The 18,374-nt window shown below is 64.0% G+C and carries 13 protein-coding genes, 1 tRNA gene and 1 pseudogene; 1 reads left to right on the forward strand and 14 read right to left on the reverse strand.

The window, feature by feature from the left end; translation table 11 throughout:
- Positions 1–236 precede the first annotated feature (236 nt).
- The 5 genes and pseudogenes from R2N01_RS05605 to R2N01_RS11450 form a co-directional block, all read right to left on the reverse strand.
- Entirely contained in the window at positions 237–497 is a 261-nt protein-coding gene (locus R2N01_RS05605; protein WP_316669309.1) for a hypothetical protein, read from the reverse strand.
- A 572-nt stretch (positions 498–1,069) separates the two neighbouring features.
- Positions 1,070–1,429, reverse strand: a complete 360-nt coding sequence (locus tag R2N01_RS11440) for a transposase family protein (RefSeq protein WP_399553244.1) — start codon at positions 1,427–1,429, stop codon at positions 1,070–1,072.
- Between the two features lie 761 nt (positions 1,430–2,190).
- Positions 2,191–2,451, reverse strand: a pseudogene (locus tag R2N01_RS11445) (alpha/beta hydrolase); the annotation flags it as partial.
- Between the two features lie 15 nt (positions 2,452–2,466).
- Positions 2,467–3,240: an alpha/beta fold hydrolase gene (locus R2N01_RS05610; protein WP_316669311.1), complete on the reverse strand. Its 774-nt coding sequence runs from the start codon at positions 3,238–3,240 to the stop codon at positions 2,467–2,469.
- Positions 3,241–3,244: 4 nt separating this feature from the next.
- Positions 3,245–3,841: an ATP-binding protein gene (locus tag R2N01_RS11450; RefSeq protein ID WP_399553243.1), complete on the reverse strand. Its 597-nt coding sequence runs from the start codon at positions 3,839–3,841 to the stop codon at positions 3,245–3,247.
- A 1,337-nt stretch (positions 3,842–5,178) separates the two neighbouring features.
- Between R2N01_RS11450 and R2N01_RS05615 the strand changes: the two genes are divergently transcribed.
- The gene (locus tag R2N01_RS05615) at positions 5,179–5,742 is read left to right on the forward strand and encodes a type II toxin-antitoxin system antitoxin SocA domain-containing protein (RefSeq protein WP_316669313.1); all 564 of its coding nucleotides are present in this window, start codon (positions 5,179–5,181) and stop codon (positions 5,740–5,742) included.
- Positions 5,743–5,770: 28 nt separating this feature from the next.
- Here the strand turns inward: R2N01_RS05615 and R2N01_RS05620 are convergent, their stop codons facing one another.
- From R2N01_RS05620 to R2N01_RS05660, 9 genes are all read right to left on the reverse strand, one after another.
- Positions 5,771–6,055, reverse strand: coding sequence for a hypothetical protein (locus R2N01_RS05620; protein ID WP_316669315.1), 285 nt, complete (start codon positions 6,053–6,055; stop codon positions 5,771–5,773).
- A 57-nt stretch (positions 6,056–6,112) separates the two neighbouring features.
- Entirely contained in the window at positions 6,113–6,466 is a 354-nt protein-coding gene (locus tag R2N01_RS05625; RefSeq protein ID WP_316669317.1) for a hypothetical protein, read from the reverse strand.
- Between the two features lie 472 nt (positions 6,467–6,938).
- Positions 6,939–7,772 (reverse strand): hypothetical protein, encoded by an 834-nt coding sequence (locus R2N01_RS05630; protein ID WP_316669319.1) that lies wholly within the window; start codon positions 7,770–7,772, stop codon positions 6,939–6,941.
- A 77-nt stretch (positions 7,773–7,849) separates the two neighbouring features.
- The gene (locus R2N01_RS05635; protein ID WP_316669321.1) at positions 7,850–12,637 is read right to left on the reverse strand and encodes a type ISP restriction/modification enzyme; all 4,788 of its coding nucleotides are present in this window, start codon (positions 12,635–12,637) and stop codon (positions 7,850–7,852) included.
- A 223-nt stretch (positions 12,638–12,860) separates the two neighbouring features.
- A complete protein-coding gene (locus tag R2N01_RS05640) occupies positions 12,861–13,766 on the reverse strand; it encodes a TIM barrel protein (RefSeq protein WP_316669323.1) in 906 nt (301 codons plus the stop codon).
- Positions 13,767–13,891: 125 nt separating this feature from the next.
- Positions 13,892–15,061, reverse strand: a complete 1,170-nt coding sequence (locus R2N01_RS05645; protein ID WP_316669325.1) for a Gfo/Idh/MocA family oxidoreductase — start codon at positions 15,059–15,061, stop codon at positions 13,892–13,894.
- 67 nt (positions 15,062–15,128) lie between these two features.
- Positions 15,129–16,568, reverse strand: a complete 1,440-nt coding sequence (locus tag R2N01_RS05650; RefSeq protein ID WP_316669328.1) for a sugar porter family MFS transporter — start codon at positions 16,566–16,568, stop codon at positions 15,129–15,131.
- Between the two features lie 437 nt (positions 16,569–17,005).
- Positions 17,006–17,089 (reverse strand) — tRNA-Leu (locus R2N01_RS05655).
- Positions 17,090–17,185: 96 nt separating this feature from the next.
- On the reverse strand, positions 17,186–18,262 hold the full coding sequence (locus tag R2N01_RS05660) for a cutinase family protein (protein WP_316669330.1): 1,077 nt from the start codon (positions 18,260–18,262) through the stop codon (positions 17,186–17,188).
- Positions 18,263–18,374: the final 112 nt, after the last annotated feature.

Genomic DNA, 18,374 nt, shown 5'->3' on the forward strand with positions numbered 1-18,374 from the left:
GCTACCGTCAGCATATTCAAGGAGAATTCCAGATCCTTCCGATACGAATCTTCCATTTTCCACTTTCATAATCAAGCTCGATTCAGAATCTCCCTCGACATGCAAAGAGGTTGCAGAACCAGAGCCTCCAGACTGAGTCTCAGCCGTTGCCCTCGGAGTCATCCAGAGCAGCGCAACCAACAGAATTACGCTTGTCGCAACAATCTGGCAAAAAGTACGCATCCAAGTCATAGAAGTCATTTTAACTCTGAATCTTCATTGTTGTTCGAATCATTCAGTTCTCGAATAAACAGAGTTTCACATCCGATCATTCCCACGGAAACAATCAACAGAATCCAATCAACATCACGCACCAATGATAAAATTATCTGAAATATTGCAATGGCTAATGTCGCGAGAGCCGCGTACAAAGCAACTCGTGAAGCCCCGCTGAAATGTTTTGCCTTCATTGGCGCCTCCGGATGAACAAAATCAGCAACGGTAATCATAATTTGCATCGAGTCGTCACGTCACGTCAAGGATCACACTTGTGTCGCCCTCCCTCATACGCACCTCCCAGGGCAGACTCAGGGTTGTTACGGATTAGAATTCGGGTATTGATTCAGGGATGAATGAACCAATTCCCGTAAGGGTGCACCCTATCGGGTTCCGCATAACAATCAGCGGCGGATGGCATCGGTGTTGGGCAAGATGCTCGTTCCGATCAAGGTACAGACTGAATCTGAATCCGTCGGCTTCGAGCATCGGCTCAGTGATGTTGTTGGGGAGGCTGCTGGAGTCTACGGTTTCCAGACACCGGTAAGGCAGTGTTTCGATGCGTGAGGCGGAAGCTCGGCCATGCCGGCACAGGGATAACAGTGCCGAACTCAATCAGGACGAGGCTTGTTCACAACACGACAGGACGAAGACCTGACAAGGGGAAACGTTCCAGCGGACGACTCCTGTGAACAAGCCTCGTCGTTCAGCGGTCCTCGCTGATGACCGAGATCGCGGAATCCTGCAGGCCTGTCCCCACAGATCGTGGGCAATCAATTGGGTCGCGGAATGACGCAGCGGGCATCCTGGAGAATTATTCAAAAGTCTGTTTGTAGAACTGTAGCGCGATGACTGTGGCGATGGTCTGAGCGAATGTGTGGAAGGGTCTTCGGTAGGGTGTGTGAAGGATTCTCCACGTCTTCAGATGGGCGATGGCTCGCTCCACAGCAGCCCGCAGCGAGTTGATGACCCGGTTGCCTCTTTTCTGGGTTTCCGTGAGCTCTGCTCCTGCAGGTTTCCGGTCGGGTGTGAGAAGTCCAAGCCCGACATATCCCTTGTCGGCCAGGGGCGGGGTGTTCTTGAAGTGTTCGAGGAGGCCGATGGCCTTGATGGCCTTGGCGTCGTGAGTGGATCCTGGGGCCGGCCTGGAGACCTGCAGGAGCCTGCCGGTCAGATCGGCGACGACCTAGAGGTTCACCCCGGTCCGTCGGTGTTTCCCTGAGAAGAGACCGGACTGCTCATTCCAGTCCCAACAAAGGGAAAGAGTGCCATCGACGATCACCTGCTCGGAGGCGTCGAGGTCCTCCACCGCTGGGACGAACTCGTCGAGAACCTCGCCGAGTCTGGGTGTCCAGCGGGCGATGCTGCTGATCGTGGCCTGCCAGACGCTGAAGCCCTCAGCAAGTTCGCCCCTGGGTCCGGTTCCGTCTGGTGCACATCATGGAGATCTGAACCTCTTGACGCCAGAGCAGGACCGGGGGCCTTCCCCCGGGCCTGTCAAGAGTGGGGAATCGATCGGCGATCCGCTCGTAGAGGGCGTCCATTGCCACGGCTGGGAGTCCTGTTGTAGAGTACACGTGAGGGCCTGTTCTCGACAATTTTTGATAATCCAATTGTCGCACAAACAGGCCCTCCCCGCTGTCCTCACAAGAGAATCGGATGAAAATCTTCCAAAGAATCAAAAATGACTTTTGAATAATCCTCCCGTCACACCGGCTACCGAAGACCCCTTCACACCTTCCCACAAACCATCACAGCAGTCACCGCACTCGAATTCTTCAAAAACGGTTTTGAATAACCCTCTAGGGGTGACGATCGTAGTTCAGCTCCGATAAATAAGCTTCTCAGTTCTCGGCCGCGCCTCATGATAAGTCAATGCAGCCGTGAATGCCTATTCACTCCCGCAAGTTGATTTAACTGGCGGAATGATGTCTTCTACTGGTCCACCATGGAGGTGGCGCATGCATTGGCACCAACAACGCCATGTCCATACCCTGCTATCGTAATCAAACGACTCCCCTCGAGTTGAGAAGATAATTCTTCAGACCACGAATACAGGGTGCTCGTGTCACCCGTCGTTCCAGTGACTATGATGGGCCTCAGCTCTTCGTCACCAACCCTGTCGGGCAAGTCATCGAGCGGTGGCCGAAGATTTCCCCAACCTTGACAATACGCATCCAGGTAAGCAGAGCTTCCACCATAGAACGGATATTATTTTTTCTCCGCTGCCGCCTCCGCTTCGAGTGCAGCAATGTCGCGCTCACCCCGTTCAGAATCATTGCAGATAATAGCGGAATTCGCATAGTCATAATTGAAATTCATGAAAACTTGTTTTTCTGTGACCGCCGAATCCTGATGACCGGTTTCTCCGGCAAGAGTTATACGTTCGGAAATCAAGGTACCTTCATGCTTGATCATGCCTTGTGAAAGCATTTCGGTAAGAATTTGCCAGTTATCCGGAGAGCCGAGTGCGAACGAGCTGACGAAATATGCGGCATCCTTAGTGCCAACGGACAACGAAGACCCTTCAACAGACGGGGGCGCTTCGTCCAAATTGAGTAAAAAATCATGCAGTTGAGAAAATGCTTCGTCAACTGAACCGGTCAGCGGACAACCATTCTGAGCCAAGCAACTCTCGATATAAGCGCGAAGACGCTCCTCGCGAAAGATAGTTAGTTCACGGTCTCCTTCTGTCCACGACTTGGTGAGGCTCATCGCACTGTCAAGGACCATATTGCCCACACGACGTGGGAACAGCACCGCATAGATCGAGCCAATAAAAATACCGTATGATGTCCCCCGGTAATTCAACTCAGTATTACCGACAAGATTGCGCAAGATGTCAAGATCACGAGTCACTGATCGAGTACCCATGTAATCGGAAAGTTCAGGAGTTTCAGAGTAACGGGCGCACTTGGCGGAATCCATGGCGCCTTGCCTGACAGCAGCGAGGCCCCAGCCTGGATTCTCAGTGTTCAAAATCATTGAGTTAGACGTTCGGGATGAGTCCGAACCAACCACTTCCTTTTTCGCGGCGTCGGCGTCGAGGGGCAGGTGGCCGGCCTCGTCGATGGTCAGCGGCCGGGGCCGGGCGGGTTCGCGCGTCTCGGTGTCGGGGCGGCCGGTGCGGTGGGCTTGTCGGAGGCGGGTGACCCGGCCGGCGGCGGTGTTGGACCCGGCGCGGATTTGTTGGTGGCAGGCGGCGATGGCCGGGGCGGCCGGTGCGGTGGGTCTTGCCGGTGCCCGGTGGTCCGGGCGGCGCGAGGTTTCCTGCTTCGGCCGGGTGTCCGCCGGCGGCCAGGCGGTGGGGTCGGGCCCGGTCAGCGGCGGGTTGGTGGTCGGAGTCGAGCTCCTCCAGGGTCCTGACCGCGGGGGAGCCCGCGGCGCGGAGGCGTTGTTCCGCGCCGGAGGTCTCCCGGGCGGCGACTTCGGCCCCGAGGACGGCTCGGGGGTGTTGCGGGCCGGTCCAGGCCCCGGTGGTGCCGCGCCCGGCCGGGGCTCGGGCGGTGTCGCGGATCCAGGGTGCTTTCATGACCCGGGCGAGGTAGTCGATGCAGGTGGACGTCTCGTCAGCGGTGGTGGGCATCAGGCGGCCTGCTCTTCGAAGTCGCTGCTGGTCGGGCCGAGGGCCTGGTCATAGACGGCCAGGCCCCGAACCGGTCCCTCGTCGAGGGGGCGCAGGGGCGGGTGCTGGTAGTCGTGGCGCGGCCGGGCGGGAACGAGGTCTCCACATACTGGTCGGCTCGCTCGGCCACGCCTCCGGTCCCCGGGTCCATGCGGCTTGGCCTGGACCGAGCGAGTGCCCGGGGGCGCCGCGGAAGCCACTCACTCCGCCGGCGAGGCGGCCGCGGCGCCCGATGCCGGCTCCGTCGTCCCGGAGCGGCCGCTCCGGCCGGCGCCGGAGCGCTGTGGCAGCACCCGCCATCCCCGCCGGCGGATCACCGGCCCGGCGGGACGGGATCATCACCGCCCCGGTCCGGCGGGACGGGATCATCACCGCCCCGGTCCGGCGGGACGGGATCATCGCCAGCACCGGCGCCCGTCCCCGCGGCCGGGAGTCCGGACCGGCGCCCACGGGCGGGAACCACGAGCCGCACCGGGCCTGTTCCCCCGGGCCGGCGGACCGGCCGATCAGCCGGGCCGACCCGGCGGGCCCGGCGACGGGTCCCGGCCGCGTTCCGCCGGAACCGGGTGATCGACCCGTCCCGGCCGACCCGCTGCGCGAGCACTGCCGCCGGCATGTCCGGGAACTCTTCCGGCAGCGCTCGCACTGCCGGTCCGACCCGGCTCCGGGCTGACTCGGCCGGCGGGCGGGTCTCGTGGACCGGCGGGGCCCCGGCGGCCAGCGCCTTCGCGACCGCCCTGCCCGACAGGTCCCTCACCGGCATGCGGACACCGAATCCCGGCCCATGCATCCACGCCGATCATCCCCCCATCATGACCGCGCCCCCTATCCGACCGCCGCTACCGGCCCCCTTCCCAACCGCCGTCGACACGAGCGTCACCGGCACGGTCATCGTGCAGCTGACGCAGGCTCGCGTCCTGGAGTCGCTGCCGGGCCCGGGAGAACTGGGGTGCCCTCCCGGGCCGGCGGCCCCGAACCCCTGGGGTCGCTGCCGTGTGGCGCTGCAGCTTGTTGACAAGGCGTACGCAGGCCCTTCAGATCAGGCTCAACCCGGAGGGGCTGGCCGCCCTGACCGTTCTCGCCGAGCAGGGGGCCTGCCGGTGCCCACGCTCGCCAAGGACATGATCCTGCGCGAGCCCGCTGCCGGGCCCGATGACCCGAGGGAGGCCCTCGCCCGTATGCGCGCCGATCTGGAGCCGCTGGTGTCCGCCGTCGGGTGAGGAATCGCCCTGCGGGCTCGGCGTGTTGGGCGCCTCGCGCTACCGTTATGCGATCATGGCGGTGAGAGGGGCGATGAGATGATGACGCATCCAGAGGCGGCTGTTGATCGCGCGCTGGCTGCTGCTCAGGTCATCAACGCCCGCAGGAAGGTGTATGGCGAGACGCAGGCGCAGAAGCTCGCCTATTACGCACAGGCGTGGTCCCTGGTGTGGGATGGGAGGCCGCTCTTCCCCAACCGGATCGAGGCATGGCAAATGGGCCCTGTGATCGCCTCCCTGCGGCATGGCCTTCCTACGATCGAGCAGACGCCACCGGTCGGGGTCTTCGCTGACTCTGAGATGGCAACCTTGAACGCCGTGACCGACTACTACGGCGCCATGGGCGGCGGCGAGCTGGCCGAGCTGACCCATCGGGAGGAGCCATGGCTCGAGGCTTGGGGCGACAGGCCACAGAACGAAAAGGGCAACGATCCAATTTCCTTGGACACGATGCGCAGGTTCTACACCCGCATGGCCCTGCGGGGCGAGGGTCCTCGGCGTCCGCCGATGCCTACGGCGACGGCCCCTGACGAGGAGATCGCTCGGATCGCCGCTGACACGTCGCGCCGCTGGGCGAAGACACTGGCCATCCTCGGCTCGTGACCGTTGAGATCACGTGGGAGTATGACTTTCATGAAACAAGATCGTTTTCGGTTTCATGAGGTGGGAGGTGTTCAAAGTTGTAGTCGAAGGCGCGTCCGGTGATGTATGAGGTGAATGCTCCGAAGGTTTCTTCGGGGGGTCTTGCGCTGGATGTCTGCGATGTGGTTCTTGGCCGTGTTCCAAACATGCTCGGTCGGGTTGTGTCGGACGCGTACGGTGGCAGGTAGACAGGCGTGATGTGCTCCAATAGTTGGCCTGTCTCGTAGAGACTGGTCAACGCTTTGGCGTAGTGGAAGCCGTCGTTGTTCAGCACGGCTGCGATTTTCTCGGTCTTGATCTCGCGTTGGAGCCGGTCCAAGGCAAAAATGATCTATTCGGTGTTCTGGTTTCCCTCGATCGGGTACGGCTCCACTGTCTTACTGGTTAGTGAGAGGGCGCCGAAGAATGACTGGGACACCTTCTTCTGGTCCACGTACAATTTGGTGCGCTGTCCTTTGGGGAGCCACATGCGGCGGGTCTCGGTCTCATGTTCCAGACGGACCTCGTCGACGGTGTATACTTCCCAGTCCTCCTCCAACAGGTCGTTGACTTGGGTCTTCACCTCGGCCATGCGTCTAGTGATGCTCGCCTCGTCGCGGCGCTTGTCGAACGGGTCTGGCAGCTTGAAACTCAGCCCGCAGAACCACAGGAGCAGCTGGTAGGAGGAGTCTGACTCGTACTCCACATCGAACATGATCTTGACTACGTTACGTAGGGCCGAGACGTCCCAGAACTCGGCGTCGATACCGGATTGGGAAGGATGGCTGGGCGAGAACGGCCTTGAGTTCTTCTTTCTAGGCGCGGGTGAGTTTCGCGGCGTTCTGGTTCCTTGCGTGCTCGGTCGACACCGAGCACATCCTGCTGTCCTGTCAGTCGGCCAGCCATTCCTGCACGGTCTTCTTACTGTGCTCGATCAGTTCAGCGATAATACTCACGCATTCGCACCAGCACATAGATATCGGAACGTTTCTTCCACCTGATCAGGACGGCGATTTCTTCTGGGATGACTCGATCTGCATGACCTAATCATATCCGAAACAACGCGCAAAGTCCACGAAAATACGATCTTGTTTCATGATCATCATAATGTCAATAATGAGGCTTATTCTCGATGGATTGTAACTATCGTATTTTAACTATCGTAAGGCTTCCTTGGATTAGTAAATGGCGATGGTGTCCAAAATAACAGCAGGCCCCTTGATCCAAGAATCAACATCTTCTGCCGGGAACTCGATGTCAAGTTTTTTGATGAGTTCTTTCACAGGGTTATTAACCTTAGTCATGAGCACCCGTTTCATTAGATACTCCCAATTCGGGAACAGCCACTCTTCGGTTGAAAGATAGCCGTCATCCCCACCTTTGATCAAGGTTCTGACGGTGCCGAGTACCCTGCGTTCTCCCTCGATCTGGTTGCTGGTTGCTGAATCTACGAACATGTTGGGTCGGAGATTCGCTAAAATCCTCGGGGAGAAACCTGAATTGACTATATCAATTAGAATAGGAATTGAAACGAGTTCATTCCCAAGATATATTGACTGAAAAATTTGCATAACCTCGGGTTCGATGTTCGTAAAGTTGAGATCTGTGATATTTTGGTCAATGGATTCCAGGTATTTTTTGAGAACATAAAACATCTTCCCAGCCAAACTTGCGGCAGTAAGACGGATGTTCCCTTCGACTTCAACTACGTAATCCTTTGCCAATGTCGCATCAGGAGATGCGGTTACCACATTGTCGCTTGCTATGAGCCCATCGATCACTTTGCTAACCGATGCCTTTTCGCTGGGGGTGATGGTGTAGCTTGATTGGAACTCAATGCTTTTTCCTAGTCCAGCCTGCGCGGTGATGCCAAATGGAGCTGCAATGCCTGCTGAGCTTTTTTTGGTGGATTTTTCCACGATCTTTGTTGATGGGGCAGTAGCAAGTTCGTAATAGTCGGCCAGAGCGTTCAATGTTTCAGCATCAAGATAAACTGGATGGCGAAGTGGCATGATGATTCCTTTCGGTCTTTCAGAGTTTGGACTTGACGTCTTGTAATAAAGAAAAGTGAATGGAGTATCCCATGGGATCATAGCGGTAACTCGGGGAGTAGCCGGACGATCCTCATCGTTTCGACTGAGACGCGGGTGACGCGCTTGATGAGGTCGATGATGTAGCGGGGATCGTCGTGCTCGCGGCACCAGTCGTTCGGATCGTTGACGATGCCCGAGTCCTTGTCGGTCCTCACCTGATAGCGGTCGATGAGCCACTCCAGGCCCGAGCGCGAGCCGAGCATGTACTCGTTCGCCTCGGCCGGGATGTCGCTGAGGGTGAGGTGGTCGTTGTAGACGATGGCCTTCTTCGTCTTCTTGTCCTGCCACTTCATCTTCCTCACCCGGTACAGCTCCCAGTCATCGACACCGAGCGGGTGCGTCGACTCGTGCAGCGGATAGGGCTCGGCCGACTCGTAGTTCATGTGCAGGTGGGCGAGCTGCCTGCCGGCCTCGGCGAAGGCGCTGAAATCGCTGGGACTGGCCGCCGAGGGGATGCGCGGCAGCATCCGTTTCAAGTCTGCGGCGAAGGTGCTGCGGTACTGCGGTGAGTGCAGCACGGCGTAGACGTAATGGAAGATGTCGCCCTTGCTCACCTGCGGCCCGAAGGTCGCCCGGTAGGCGTCGAGGATCCCATCGGTGATGTTGTCGACGCGCCGGTACCCATCGACGATGACTCCCTCGGCTGGTGACGAGAACATGGCGCCGTCATCCTCGATCTTCTCATAGGTCCAGCGGGGGAAGAACTGGCCACCGCTACCAGCACCAGTGACGTGTAGATTGGGTAGTGTATTGAGCATTACCGCACTGAATGGGACAGCTGATCCCTCTCCGACTATGTAGATGCCGTAGTTCTCGTGAGCCGGTGTGGGGAAATATAAAAAATTTTTCCCAGGCACAGAGTTAAATACAGGATCGAAGTACAGTGCTTGCTTTGTGAAAGGTCTGTAGATCGCTGACTTGCGAACATGGGCCCCAATGAAACGCTCAAGTTTTCCAGCCAGAGCTCTTCTTTTGATATTCCTGCTCCAGCTGACCTTTTTAGGATCGAGATCTAACTCATTTGTAGAAGTAAATCCTGAAGAAGCTTGTTGGTTGTAGAAATCGATCATTCGAGACATATTGACTCTGACTTCGTTGGTACTGAAGTTGTAGCACCAAGCATCGCGAGTGGTTTCAACGCCGCGAGAATGTGATGCGAAATAACTGATGGCTTCATCGCACAGTGTTGGGTAAGTGTCAAATCTAACGTTGCGTTGGTTGATCCAGTCACCTGCGTCGTTCGGGGTGATCTCTTGCCAAGGGATTGAGCTTAGACTCGCGTCGTCGATGCCGGTCAGCTTCTCCTCCCGGCTCTGGTAGTCGGGCACGGCCCAGTAGTGCAGCCGGCAGCCCGAGACCGCGGGATCCTTGGCGGCGATGAGCACGGCGACGCCGATCCGTGCGCCCGAGCCGAAGACCTTGCCGCCCTCGCGGCGGGAGGTCTCGCCGGCGGTGCGCTGATTCCCGCGCAGGTTGTGAACCCAGATGTGGCTGAACTCACCGGTGAAACTCTTGCGGATGCCGTCGGCGGCGTTGTCGTCCACCCAGCCGTTGTTCGAGACGAAGGCCATGACGCCCTGCTCGCCGAGCCGGTCGCTGGCCCAGCGGAAGGCCCGGATGTAGGAGTCGTAGAGGTTTTTCTTGTTCGTGGCCGTCGACAGGGCCGCATAGGTGTCGGCGATCCTGCCGTCCAAAGTGGGGTAGCGCAGATTCGCGTTGTCGTCATTGGCGCTCGACTGGCCCACCGAGTACGGCGGGTTGCCGACGATCACCTTGATGGGTGTGCGCAGCTGGGCCTCGATGCGCTCGTTGTTCACCGGAATGAGCGAGCTGTCGGCCCGGTCGCCGTCCTCGGTGATCTGGAAGGTGTCGGTGAGCGTCGCGCCGGGGAACGGCACGTAGGGGGCCTGCTGGTCCGGGCCGAGCTCGCGCTGGCGGATCGCCTGATAGGTCGTCTCGATGTTCACGCAGGCGATGTAGTAGGCCAGCAGCATGATCTCGTTGGCCCACAGTTCGTGCGCGTACTTCCTCGCCAGGTCGGCCGGGGCGATGATGTCCGACTGCAGCAGCCGCACGATGAAGGTTCCGGTGCCGGTGAACGGGTCGAGCACGTGCACGCCCTCGTCGCTGATGCCGTAACCGAACTCGCTGCGGCAGACCTCGTCGGCGGCGCGCAGGATGAAGTCGACGATCTCCACCGGAGTGTAGACCACCCCGAACGAGCTGGCCTGCTTCGGGAAGGCCTTCTTGAAGAAGTCCTCGTAGAGCCGGTGGATGATCGTCTGGCGCCCCTCGGGCGTCGTGACGCTGGCGGCCCTGGCCCGCACGGAGTCGTAGAACTCCGTCAGTGCGGCGGTCTCTGCCTCCAGTCCCTGCCCGGCCAGCGCGTCGACCATCGCCTGCATCGAGACCGAGACCGGATTGTGCTCGGCGAACGAGCCGGCGGGGAAGAGGGCCTCGAAGACCGGCCGGGTGATGAGGTGCTGGCTGAGCATGTCGATCGCGTCGGCCTCGCCGATCGACTCGTTGATATTGGCGCGCAGCCCCTCGAGGAACTCGTCGAAGCGGCTCATCAGCGGACTGTGGTCCCGGCGGGCCGAGGCGAGGACCGCATCGATCCTCGTGGTCTGGTTCGTGTGGATGCGCACGACATCGTCGGCCCAGGAGTCCCAGTAGTCGCGCTCGCCGACCTTCTTGACGATGCGCGCCAGGATCGCGCTCCTCATCTCAAGGGCGAACAGGGGCGCCTGGGACGCCAGCGCCGTCCTGGTCGCGGCTGCGCCCTCGCCGTCCTCGGCGGCGTCGACCCCCACGGCGTCGAAGACCCCGATGCCGATCCTGCCCTTGGTCGAGCCGTCGAGGTCGATGGAGTTGATCATCGCGTTGAAGCGGTCGTCGTGGGCGCGCAGGGCGTTGAGCACGTCCCAGACCACCTTGAACCGCTTGTTGCTGCGCATCGCCTCCTCCGGTGACTCGTTCGCGTCGATGGCGACCGGCAGGATGATGTAGCCGTAGTCCTTGCCCCTGGGCTTGCGCATGACGCGCCCGACCGACTGCACGACGTCCACCAGCGAATTGCGCGGCGACAGGAAGAGCACTGCGTCGAGCGCCGGCACGTCGACGCCCTCCGACAGGCACCGGGCGTTCGACAGGACGCGGCACTCGTTCTCCGGCGCGGGGGCCTTGAGCCAGGCCAGCTGCTCCGAGCGCGTCAACGCGTTCATCGTGCCGTCGACGTGGTGGCACGCCACCTCCAGATCGGGGGTGTTCCGGTCGGCGATGAGACTGTCGACGACATCGGGGACGGCCCGGGCGAAGGCCTTCGAGGCCTTGATGTTCTGTGCGAAGGCGACCGCTCGCCTCATCGGTGCAGGGTCCGGGCCGAAGTCCATGTCGGTGGTGCGCTTGGCCAGACCGTTCCAGCAGCCGACGATCTTGGCGGCGTCATCCAGCGTGATCTCGTGCTCCTCGTTGGCCAGGGCGCCCTGCAGCGGCTCGGCGACGGCCTCGGCCGCGACGCACAGGATCATCACCTTGTAGTCGGCGAGCAGGTCACGCTCGACCGCCTCGCCGAAACCGAGCCGGTGGAACTCGGGGCCGAAGATGGTCTCGTCGTCCATCGAGGCGATGAGGACGGAGTGGTCGGCGGCCTTCTTCTTGGCCTCCTCGCCGTAGATGCGCGGGGTCGCCGTCATGTAGAGGCGCTTGTCGGCAGGGAGATAGGAGTTGTTGTGAACCTTGACGAAGGCCGACTCATCACCCGCACCCGGCAACGTGACGCCCGTCGTGCGATGCGCCTCGTCGCACAGGATCAGGTCGAACTGCTCGCCCGAGGCCCGCTGCGCCTGGGCGACCACATCGATCGACTGGTAGGTCGAGAAGACCACCACCATCTGCCTGCCCCGGCGGCCGATCCCGCCCATCTGGGCGGCCAGCCGCCCGGCATCGGTGGTGGGCAGCGGGATGTCGTGGACGGTGATGTCCTCGGCCTGCTTGGAGGCCTTCGTGTCCGAGCACACCACGAGCGGGCGGATGAGAGTCTGGGACTGGGCCATCCACTCGCGCAGCGTCTGCGAGACCAGCGAGATCGACGGTGCCAGGAAGAGGACCTTGAGGCGGCCGCCGTTCTCGGCGCAGCGCTGCTCGGCGAGTTTGAGCGAGGCGAAGGTCTTGCCCGTGCCGCAGGCCGAGACCCACTTGCCCCGGTCGTGCGTCCGGAAGCCCTCCTGGATCCTGTCGATGGCCTCCTTCTGGTGAGGGCGCAGGCTGTAGCGCTTGGCCTTGCGGGGCTCGAAACGCACCTCGACGCCGTCGTGGCGCATCCAGTCGATGGGGGACTCGGCGATGTCCGCCAGCCCGATGCGCTGCACCGGCACCGTCTGGTTCTCCAGGGCCTTCTCGGCGTGGTTCGACCAGCGGTCCGTCGTGGAGATGATGATGCGGTTGTCGAACGTGATGCTGTCCCAGGCCCTGCCGGAGGCGGTGAAGAAGGAGTCGATGTCGGTCTTCTGCAGGGAGTACCTGGGGTCGTAGAACTTGCACTGGACGGCCGTCCAGCGGCCGGTGCCGCGGTTGCGGGCGACCAGGTCGATGCCCGAGTCGTGGGTGTGCTCGTTGTGCGACCAGTCCGGCCACATCTGCACCTCGTCGTACTCGCTCGCCAGGGTCGGGTCGAGGCGGAACCAGTCGACCATCAGCTGCTCGAACCTCGTGCCCCGCTCGGAGGTCGAACCCTTGCCCTGAAAGTTCTCGATGACCTGATGGATCGTCGTTCTCGTCGCCACGGCAGCCCCCGGTATTCTCGCGCTGAGAGGAACACTAGTGGTTTCGGGCGCGATGACGTGTTCGCCATTCCGGTGTTGGCTCCTCGCCGCGATGGCTCGGAACGGCCTGCTGATGCTCGTGACGGGTCCGGGCCCTGTGGGCCGGCCCCGCCCGGCGATCGGGCGGGGTCGTGCCGCGGGCGGCCACTCCGTCCCCGGCGGCTGCGGGGCCCGGGCACCGCCCTCAGCGCGCGATGCGGGCGCCGCGCAGCTGGGTGGCGGTGCGCAGGGCGATCGGGAAGGGCGTGTCGGGGTGGCAGGGGAAGAGGTCCTGCTCGACGATGACGAAGATGCTCGGGTCGAGGCGGTTCATCTCGCGGGCGATCGACTCGACGGTCGGCACCCCGCTCGGGGGCTCGCAGATCGCGCCGAGCTTGACGGCCTCGGAGAAGGGCAGGTCCCTGTCCTTGACGACGGCCATCTTGGCCGGGTCGACCTGCTTGAAGTGGATGTACTCCACGCGTTCGGGGTAGCGGCGGATGATCTCGGCGGAATCGCCGCCGCCGTACTCGATGTGGCCGGTGTCGAGGCACAGGCCGATCCTGTCCGGGTCGGTGTCGTCGAGCCACCGGTAGGTCTGCTGCTGGGTCTCGACGTGGGAGTCGGCGTGCGGGTGGAAGACGGCGCGCAGGCCGGTCTCGGAGGCGACGATGCGGGCGATCTCCTGCACCGAGGACACGAGCCGTCCCCAGCCCTCGGCGTCCAGCTCGGCGTCCTCGAGGTAGTCGCCGGACAGCAGGTCGCGGTACATCGCCGGCAGGAGGACGAGGTGGGTGGCGCCGACCGCGGCGGCGAGGCGGGCCACGTCGAGCGCGTCCTTCTTGATCGCCTCGAACTGGTCGGCGTGGTGGAAGGCGCCGCCGACGGTCCCCGCGGAGACCTTGAGGTCGCGCCTGGCGAGCTCCTCGCCGAGCTCTGCGGGGTCGGTGGGCAGGAAGCCGTAGGGGCCGAGCTCCATGTACCGGTAGCCGGCCTGGGCGATCTCGTCCAGGTAGCGGGTGCCGGGCACCTGCCTGGGGTTGTCGGGGAACCAGACGCCCCAGGAGTCGGGGGCGGAGCCGAGGCGGGCGTTGGTGACGGTCGATGACATTGCTGTCTCCTTCGGTGGTTTTCTGGTGAGTGATTGGGTGCGGGGAGGGGCCAGGTGCCGTGGGCGGCACCCGCGCCGGCTGCCGCCCACGACACCGATCGGTGCGCCGGGATGGCGCGGCGGGGTCAGGCGAGCCGGACGGGTGCGCCCGTCTCGGCGGCCCTCTCGGCCGCCTCGATGATCCTCATGGTCGGAATCGCCTCGGAGAAGGGCACGGTGACCTTGCCCCTGCCGACGACGGCGGCGACGAACTCCTGGATCTCGCCGATGAGGTTCTCCCCGTAGCCGGTGCCGACTCCGCGGCCGGGCATGCAGGCGACGTCGCCGAAGCAGGGGAAGGCGGGGCCTGCGATGATCTGGCGGGGGCCGTCGAAGCCGGGGGCGGACTGCTCGGGCTGGCAGAGGTAGAACTCGTCGGAGTGGGGCGACTCGAACCTGGCCCAGCCCTTGTCGCCGTAGACCTCGAGCGCGAAGACATCGGTGATGCCGGTGGCGATGCGCGACAGGTTGACCGAGCCGACGGCGCCGCCCGCGGTGCGCAGGGAGACCACGGCGTTGTCGTCGTTCTCGACGGGGGCGAAGTCGGTCTCGGAGGCGCCCTGGGTGTGCCCGGTGCCGCCGGTGGGCAGCGGGCGCTCCTTGATGACCGTCTCCAGCTGGCAGGAGACGACCTCGGCGACGTCGCCCAGGACGAAGCGCACCGTGTCGATGATGTGGGCGCCGATGTCGGCGACGGCGCCGCCCCCGGCGACGTTCCTGACGAAGCGCCAGGTGCGCGGGGCCCTCGGGCTGGCGGCGTAGTCGGCGAAGTAGCTGGCTCGGAAGGAGTGGACCGTGCCGATGCCGCCGTCCTTGACGACCTGTGCGAGCGCGGCCAGGGCCGGCACCCGCCGTCGGCAGAAGCCCACGGCGGTGACGACGCCGGCCTCGTCGGCCGCACGGGTCATCTCCTCGGCCTCGGCGGAGTTCAGGCCGAGCGGCTTCTCGCAGAAGATGTGCCTGCCGGCCTTGAGCAGCCTCGGGACGACGTCGATGTAGGCGTTGTTCGGCAGGGCCAGGGAGACGGCCTCGATCTCGGGGCGGTCGATGATCTCGTCGATGCCGGAGGCGGTCCGCTCGAAGCCGTACTTGGCGGAGACGGTCTCCGCCAGAGGGGCGTTGGGCTCGACGAGGGTGTCCATGATGACGTTGACGCCCTTGAGGGCGGGCAGCATCTGGGCGTTGCGGAAGCCGAAGGCGTGGCCCTGGCCGGCGAATCCGGCTCCGACGACGGCTATGCGGAGGTCTCGGGACATGGTGGTGATTCCTTTCGTGGATGCGGTGAACAGGTGGGCTGGAAGGTTCGATGGGGTGGGCGCGTGCTCAGCCGATGGAGAGGGGGCCGGGTTCGCGGGCGTCCGAGCCGGAGGCGAGCTCCTCCTCGAGGTACTCCAGCGACTTGCCCCTGGTCTCGGGCAGGTACTTCTGCTCCCAGAGGAGCACCAGGAAGTTGATGACGGCGAAGATGAAGAAGGTCCTCATGCCGATGGCGTCCAGCAGGATCGGGAAGCAGAGGGTGACCACGGCGTTGGAGATCCACTGGCAGAACACGGCGATGCCCATGGCGACGCCGCGCACCCGCAGGGGGAAGATCTCGGCCATCATGAGCCAGAAGACGATGCTGCAGAACATCTGCATGAACCACAGGAAGCAGAGCATGAGCAGCAGGATGAGGTAGCCGCGCCAGGGGGCCTCGGGCAGCAGGAAGGCCAGGCCGAGGAGGATCTGCGAGATGACGAGGCCGCTCATGCCGATGCGGAGCATCGTGCGGCGGTTCGACCTGCCGATGACGACGAGGCCGGTGGCGACCGCGGCGACCGAGATGACGCCGTTGGCGATGGTGGCCACGAGTGAGGCCTGCGTGCCCATGCCGGTGCTCATGAGGACCGTCGGGGCGAAGTACATGATGGCGTTGACGCCGGTGAGCTGGATGACGATGCCGAAGCCGATGCCGATGAGGGTGATGCGGCGGATCCACGGCGTCCGCAGATGGCCCCAGGCGTCGGACTGCGCCCTGGTGGTCTCCTCGACGACCTCGGTGATCTCCCCGACCTCGGGGCGGGGGTCGCCGGTGCGCAGCAGCCTGAGGACCTCGAGGGCCTCCTCGCCGCGCCCCTTGCTCACGAGCCAGCGCGGGGACTCGGGCACGAAGTGGACGCCGATCCACAGTGCGATCGCGGGGATGGTGGCCAGTCCGAGCATGAGGCGCCAGGCGTGCCCTCCTTCGGAGACGAGACCGATGATGGCGTTGGAGACGTAGGCGATGAGCTGGCCGGTGACGATCATGAGCTCGTTGCGGGAGACGAGCGGGCCGCGCCGTTCGGCGGGGGCCAGCTCGCCGATGAACATGGGGACGGTGGCCGAGGCGCCGCCGACGGCGAAGCCGAGGACCATGCGGCACACGAGCATGACCGGGAGGTTCGGTGCGAGGGCGCACCCGAGGGCGCCGAGGAAGAACATGAAGGCCAGCATCATGACATTGCGACGCCGCCCGTGCCGGTCGGAGAGGCGTCCGCCGATGATGGCCCCGAAGGCGGCGCCCAGCAGCAGCGAGGAGGTCACCATGCCCTCGGTGGTCGGGGTGAGGTCGAGGCCGCCCTCGGCGGTCGAGCGGGTCATGAAGGGCAGGGCGCCGGAGATGACGCCGGTGTCGTAGCCGAAGGCGAGGGCTCCGAAGGTGACGACGACGGTCGCCACGTTGAGACGGCGTTTGACGGCCCGCGCCCGGTCGGCGTCAGGCGGCGAAGTGGTTTGGGGGTTCATTGTGGTTCATCCTCATTGACGAGCGTTGTGATCGTGATTATCACGTGATAATCACTGTGTGATCAGTTTGCCGCGCCCACGGAACCGGTGTCAAGGGGATCGGTGCGAACGAATTCGATCGGGGCGGGCGAGGGCTCGCCGCACCGGGGCCGCGCCCGGGGCGGGGGCCGGGGCGCCGTTCCGGAGGCCACTCTGAGGCCGTGCACGGGAGGCGCGGGGCGTGCATTGCTGGCCGGTGCGTCTCGGTTCGGGCCGGAGGATTCCGTCCGGTCCGACCGGTCGGCGGAGCCTGCCGGATCGACGCCGACCCGTGCCCTGGGCATGCGCCCGTCGTGCACCGGGCGTGCCGCCCCCTGGCGTGATCCGGCAGCGTCTCACAGAACCCCGAGGACAGGGAAGCCCCCGGCCGGAATCAGATCGGTCAGGGGCTCATGCTGTGCGCGAGAGAGGAGTTGAACCTCCACGCCCTAAACGGGCACTGGCACCTGAAGCCAGCGCGTCTGCCATTCCGCCACTCGCGCAGTGCCGCCTCGCGACGGCCCCGAAACCATAGCACAGCATCCCCGGCGCCTCGCAAACAGGAGACGGGACGACCCCGGGGCCGGCTCGCCCGGAGCTCAGCCGCCTGCTGCGCCGGTCCTCGGCGACCGGCGCCGGCGCACGACGATGACCGCGCCGCCGGCCAGCAGCGCCGCCGCGCCGAGACCCCCGTAGAGCAGGCCCCTGCGGCTCCGGCTCGGCGCGGACTCCGGCGAGGACGCCTGGGCATGCGGCAGGTCGACGAGTTCGGCCGCCACCGCGTCGAGCGTGTTCTGCAGGGCGTCCGGCGTGTACGAGTCGTGGTTCGCGCTGCCGGCCGAGTGCTCCTCCTCCAGCGCCGAGGAACTGGTGAACACGCGCGCCAGCGCATCGGTCGAGTCGCAGACCGGGTCGCCGGCCGTGCACACCGACCAGGTCCTGGGCGCGTCCCCGCCGGGGACCGAGGCCCCTATGCCCGTCATGGCGGACGCGAGCGTCGTGGTGTCGACCGTGCCGTTGTACATCGAGACGACGACTTCGATGAGCCGCGTCACCTGCGCTTGGCGATCGCCGGTGCTGGCGGCCAGCTCCGCCTTGAGGTAGTACAGGGCGGCGGTGAGCCCGTAGGAGCGGTTCGATGCCGTGCCATCGAGTTCGGTGACGTTCTGGCCGTCGTAGTGCAGCGGATTTCCGAGCAGGACGGCTCCCAGCAGATTGCCGTCCAGCGCCCCGGAGCCGAGCGCGCGCGTGGCCACCTCGGCGCCCTGGCTGTAGCCCACGACGAGCAGCTTCTCGTCGGGGCAGCGCTGCGCCTCGGCGGCGGCCAGGCGCTCCAGCTCGGACACGCCCGCCTCCACCGAGGCGACATAGGCCGGGGCGGTCGCCGACTCGTCGCCGAGCACCACGTTCTCCACGGAGGCCGTGTCGATGTCGTCGAGGGAGGCGGCGGGGTAGTCCAGGTACACCTGGGCCAGCCGCAGGTCGGGACGCCGCCCGCCGACGCGCGAGGCCAGCTCGGCGCGCACGTCGTCCACCGTGTCGCCGTAGGGCGCCTCCTGGCCCGAGCCGCGTGCGCCGACGAGCAGCACCTGGGCGCAGTCCTGGGCGCCGGCCGCGCTGGAGGCCACGGGGGTGCCCGACCAGCCGTCGTCGGCCCGGGCGGGTACGGCCGTCAACGAGGTCCCGGTGAGCAGGGCGGCGGGCGCCGCGGGGGGCCCCCCACGAGGGGGGGGGCAGATCGGGGGGTCCCTGGGGGGGCATGGTACCCGGGGCGGGGCCCCCCCCCCC

It is taken from the genome of uncultured Propionibacterium sp. (assembly GCF_963539965.1).
Taxonomy (GTDB): Bacteria; Actinomycetota; Actinomycetes; order Propionibacteriales; family Propionibacteriaceae; genus Propionibacterium.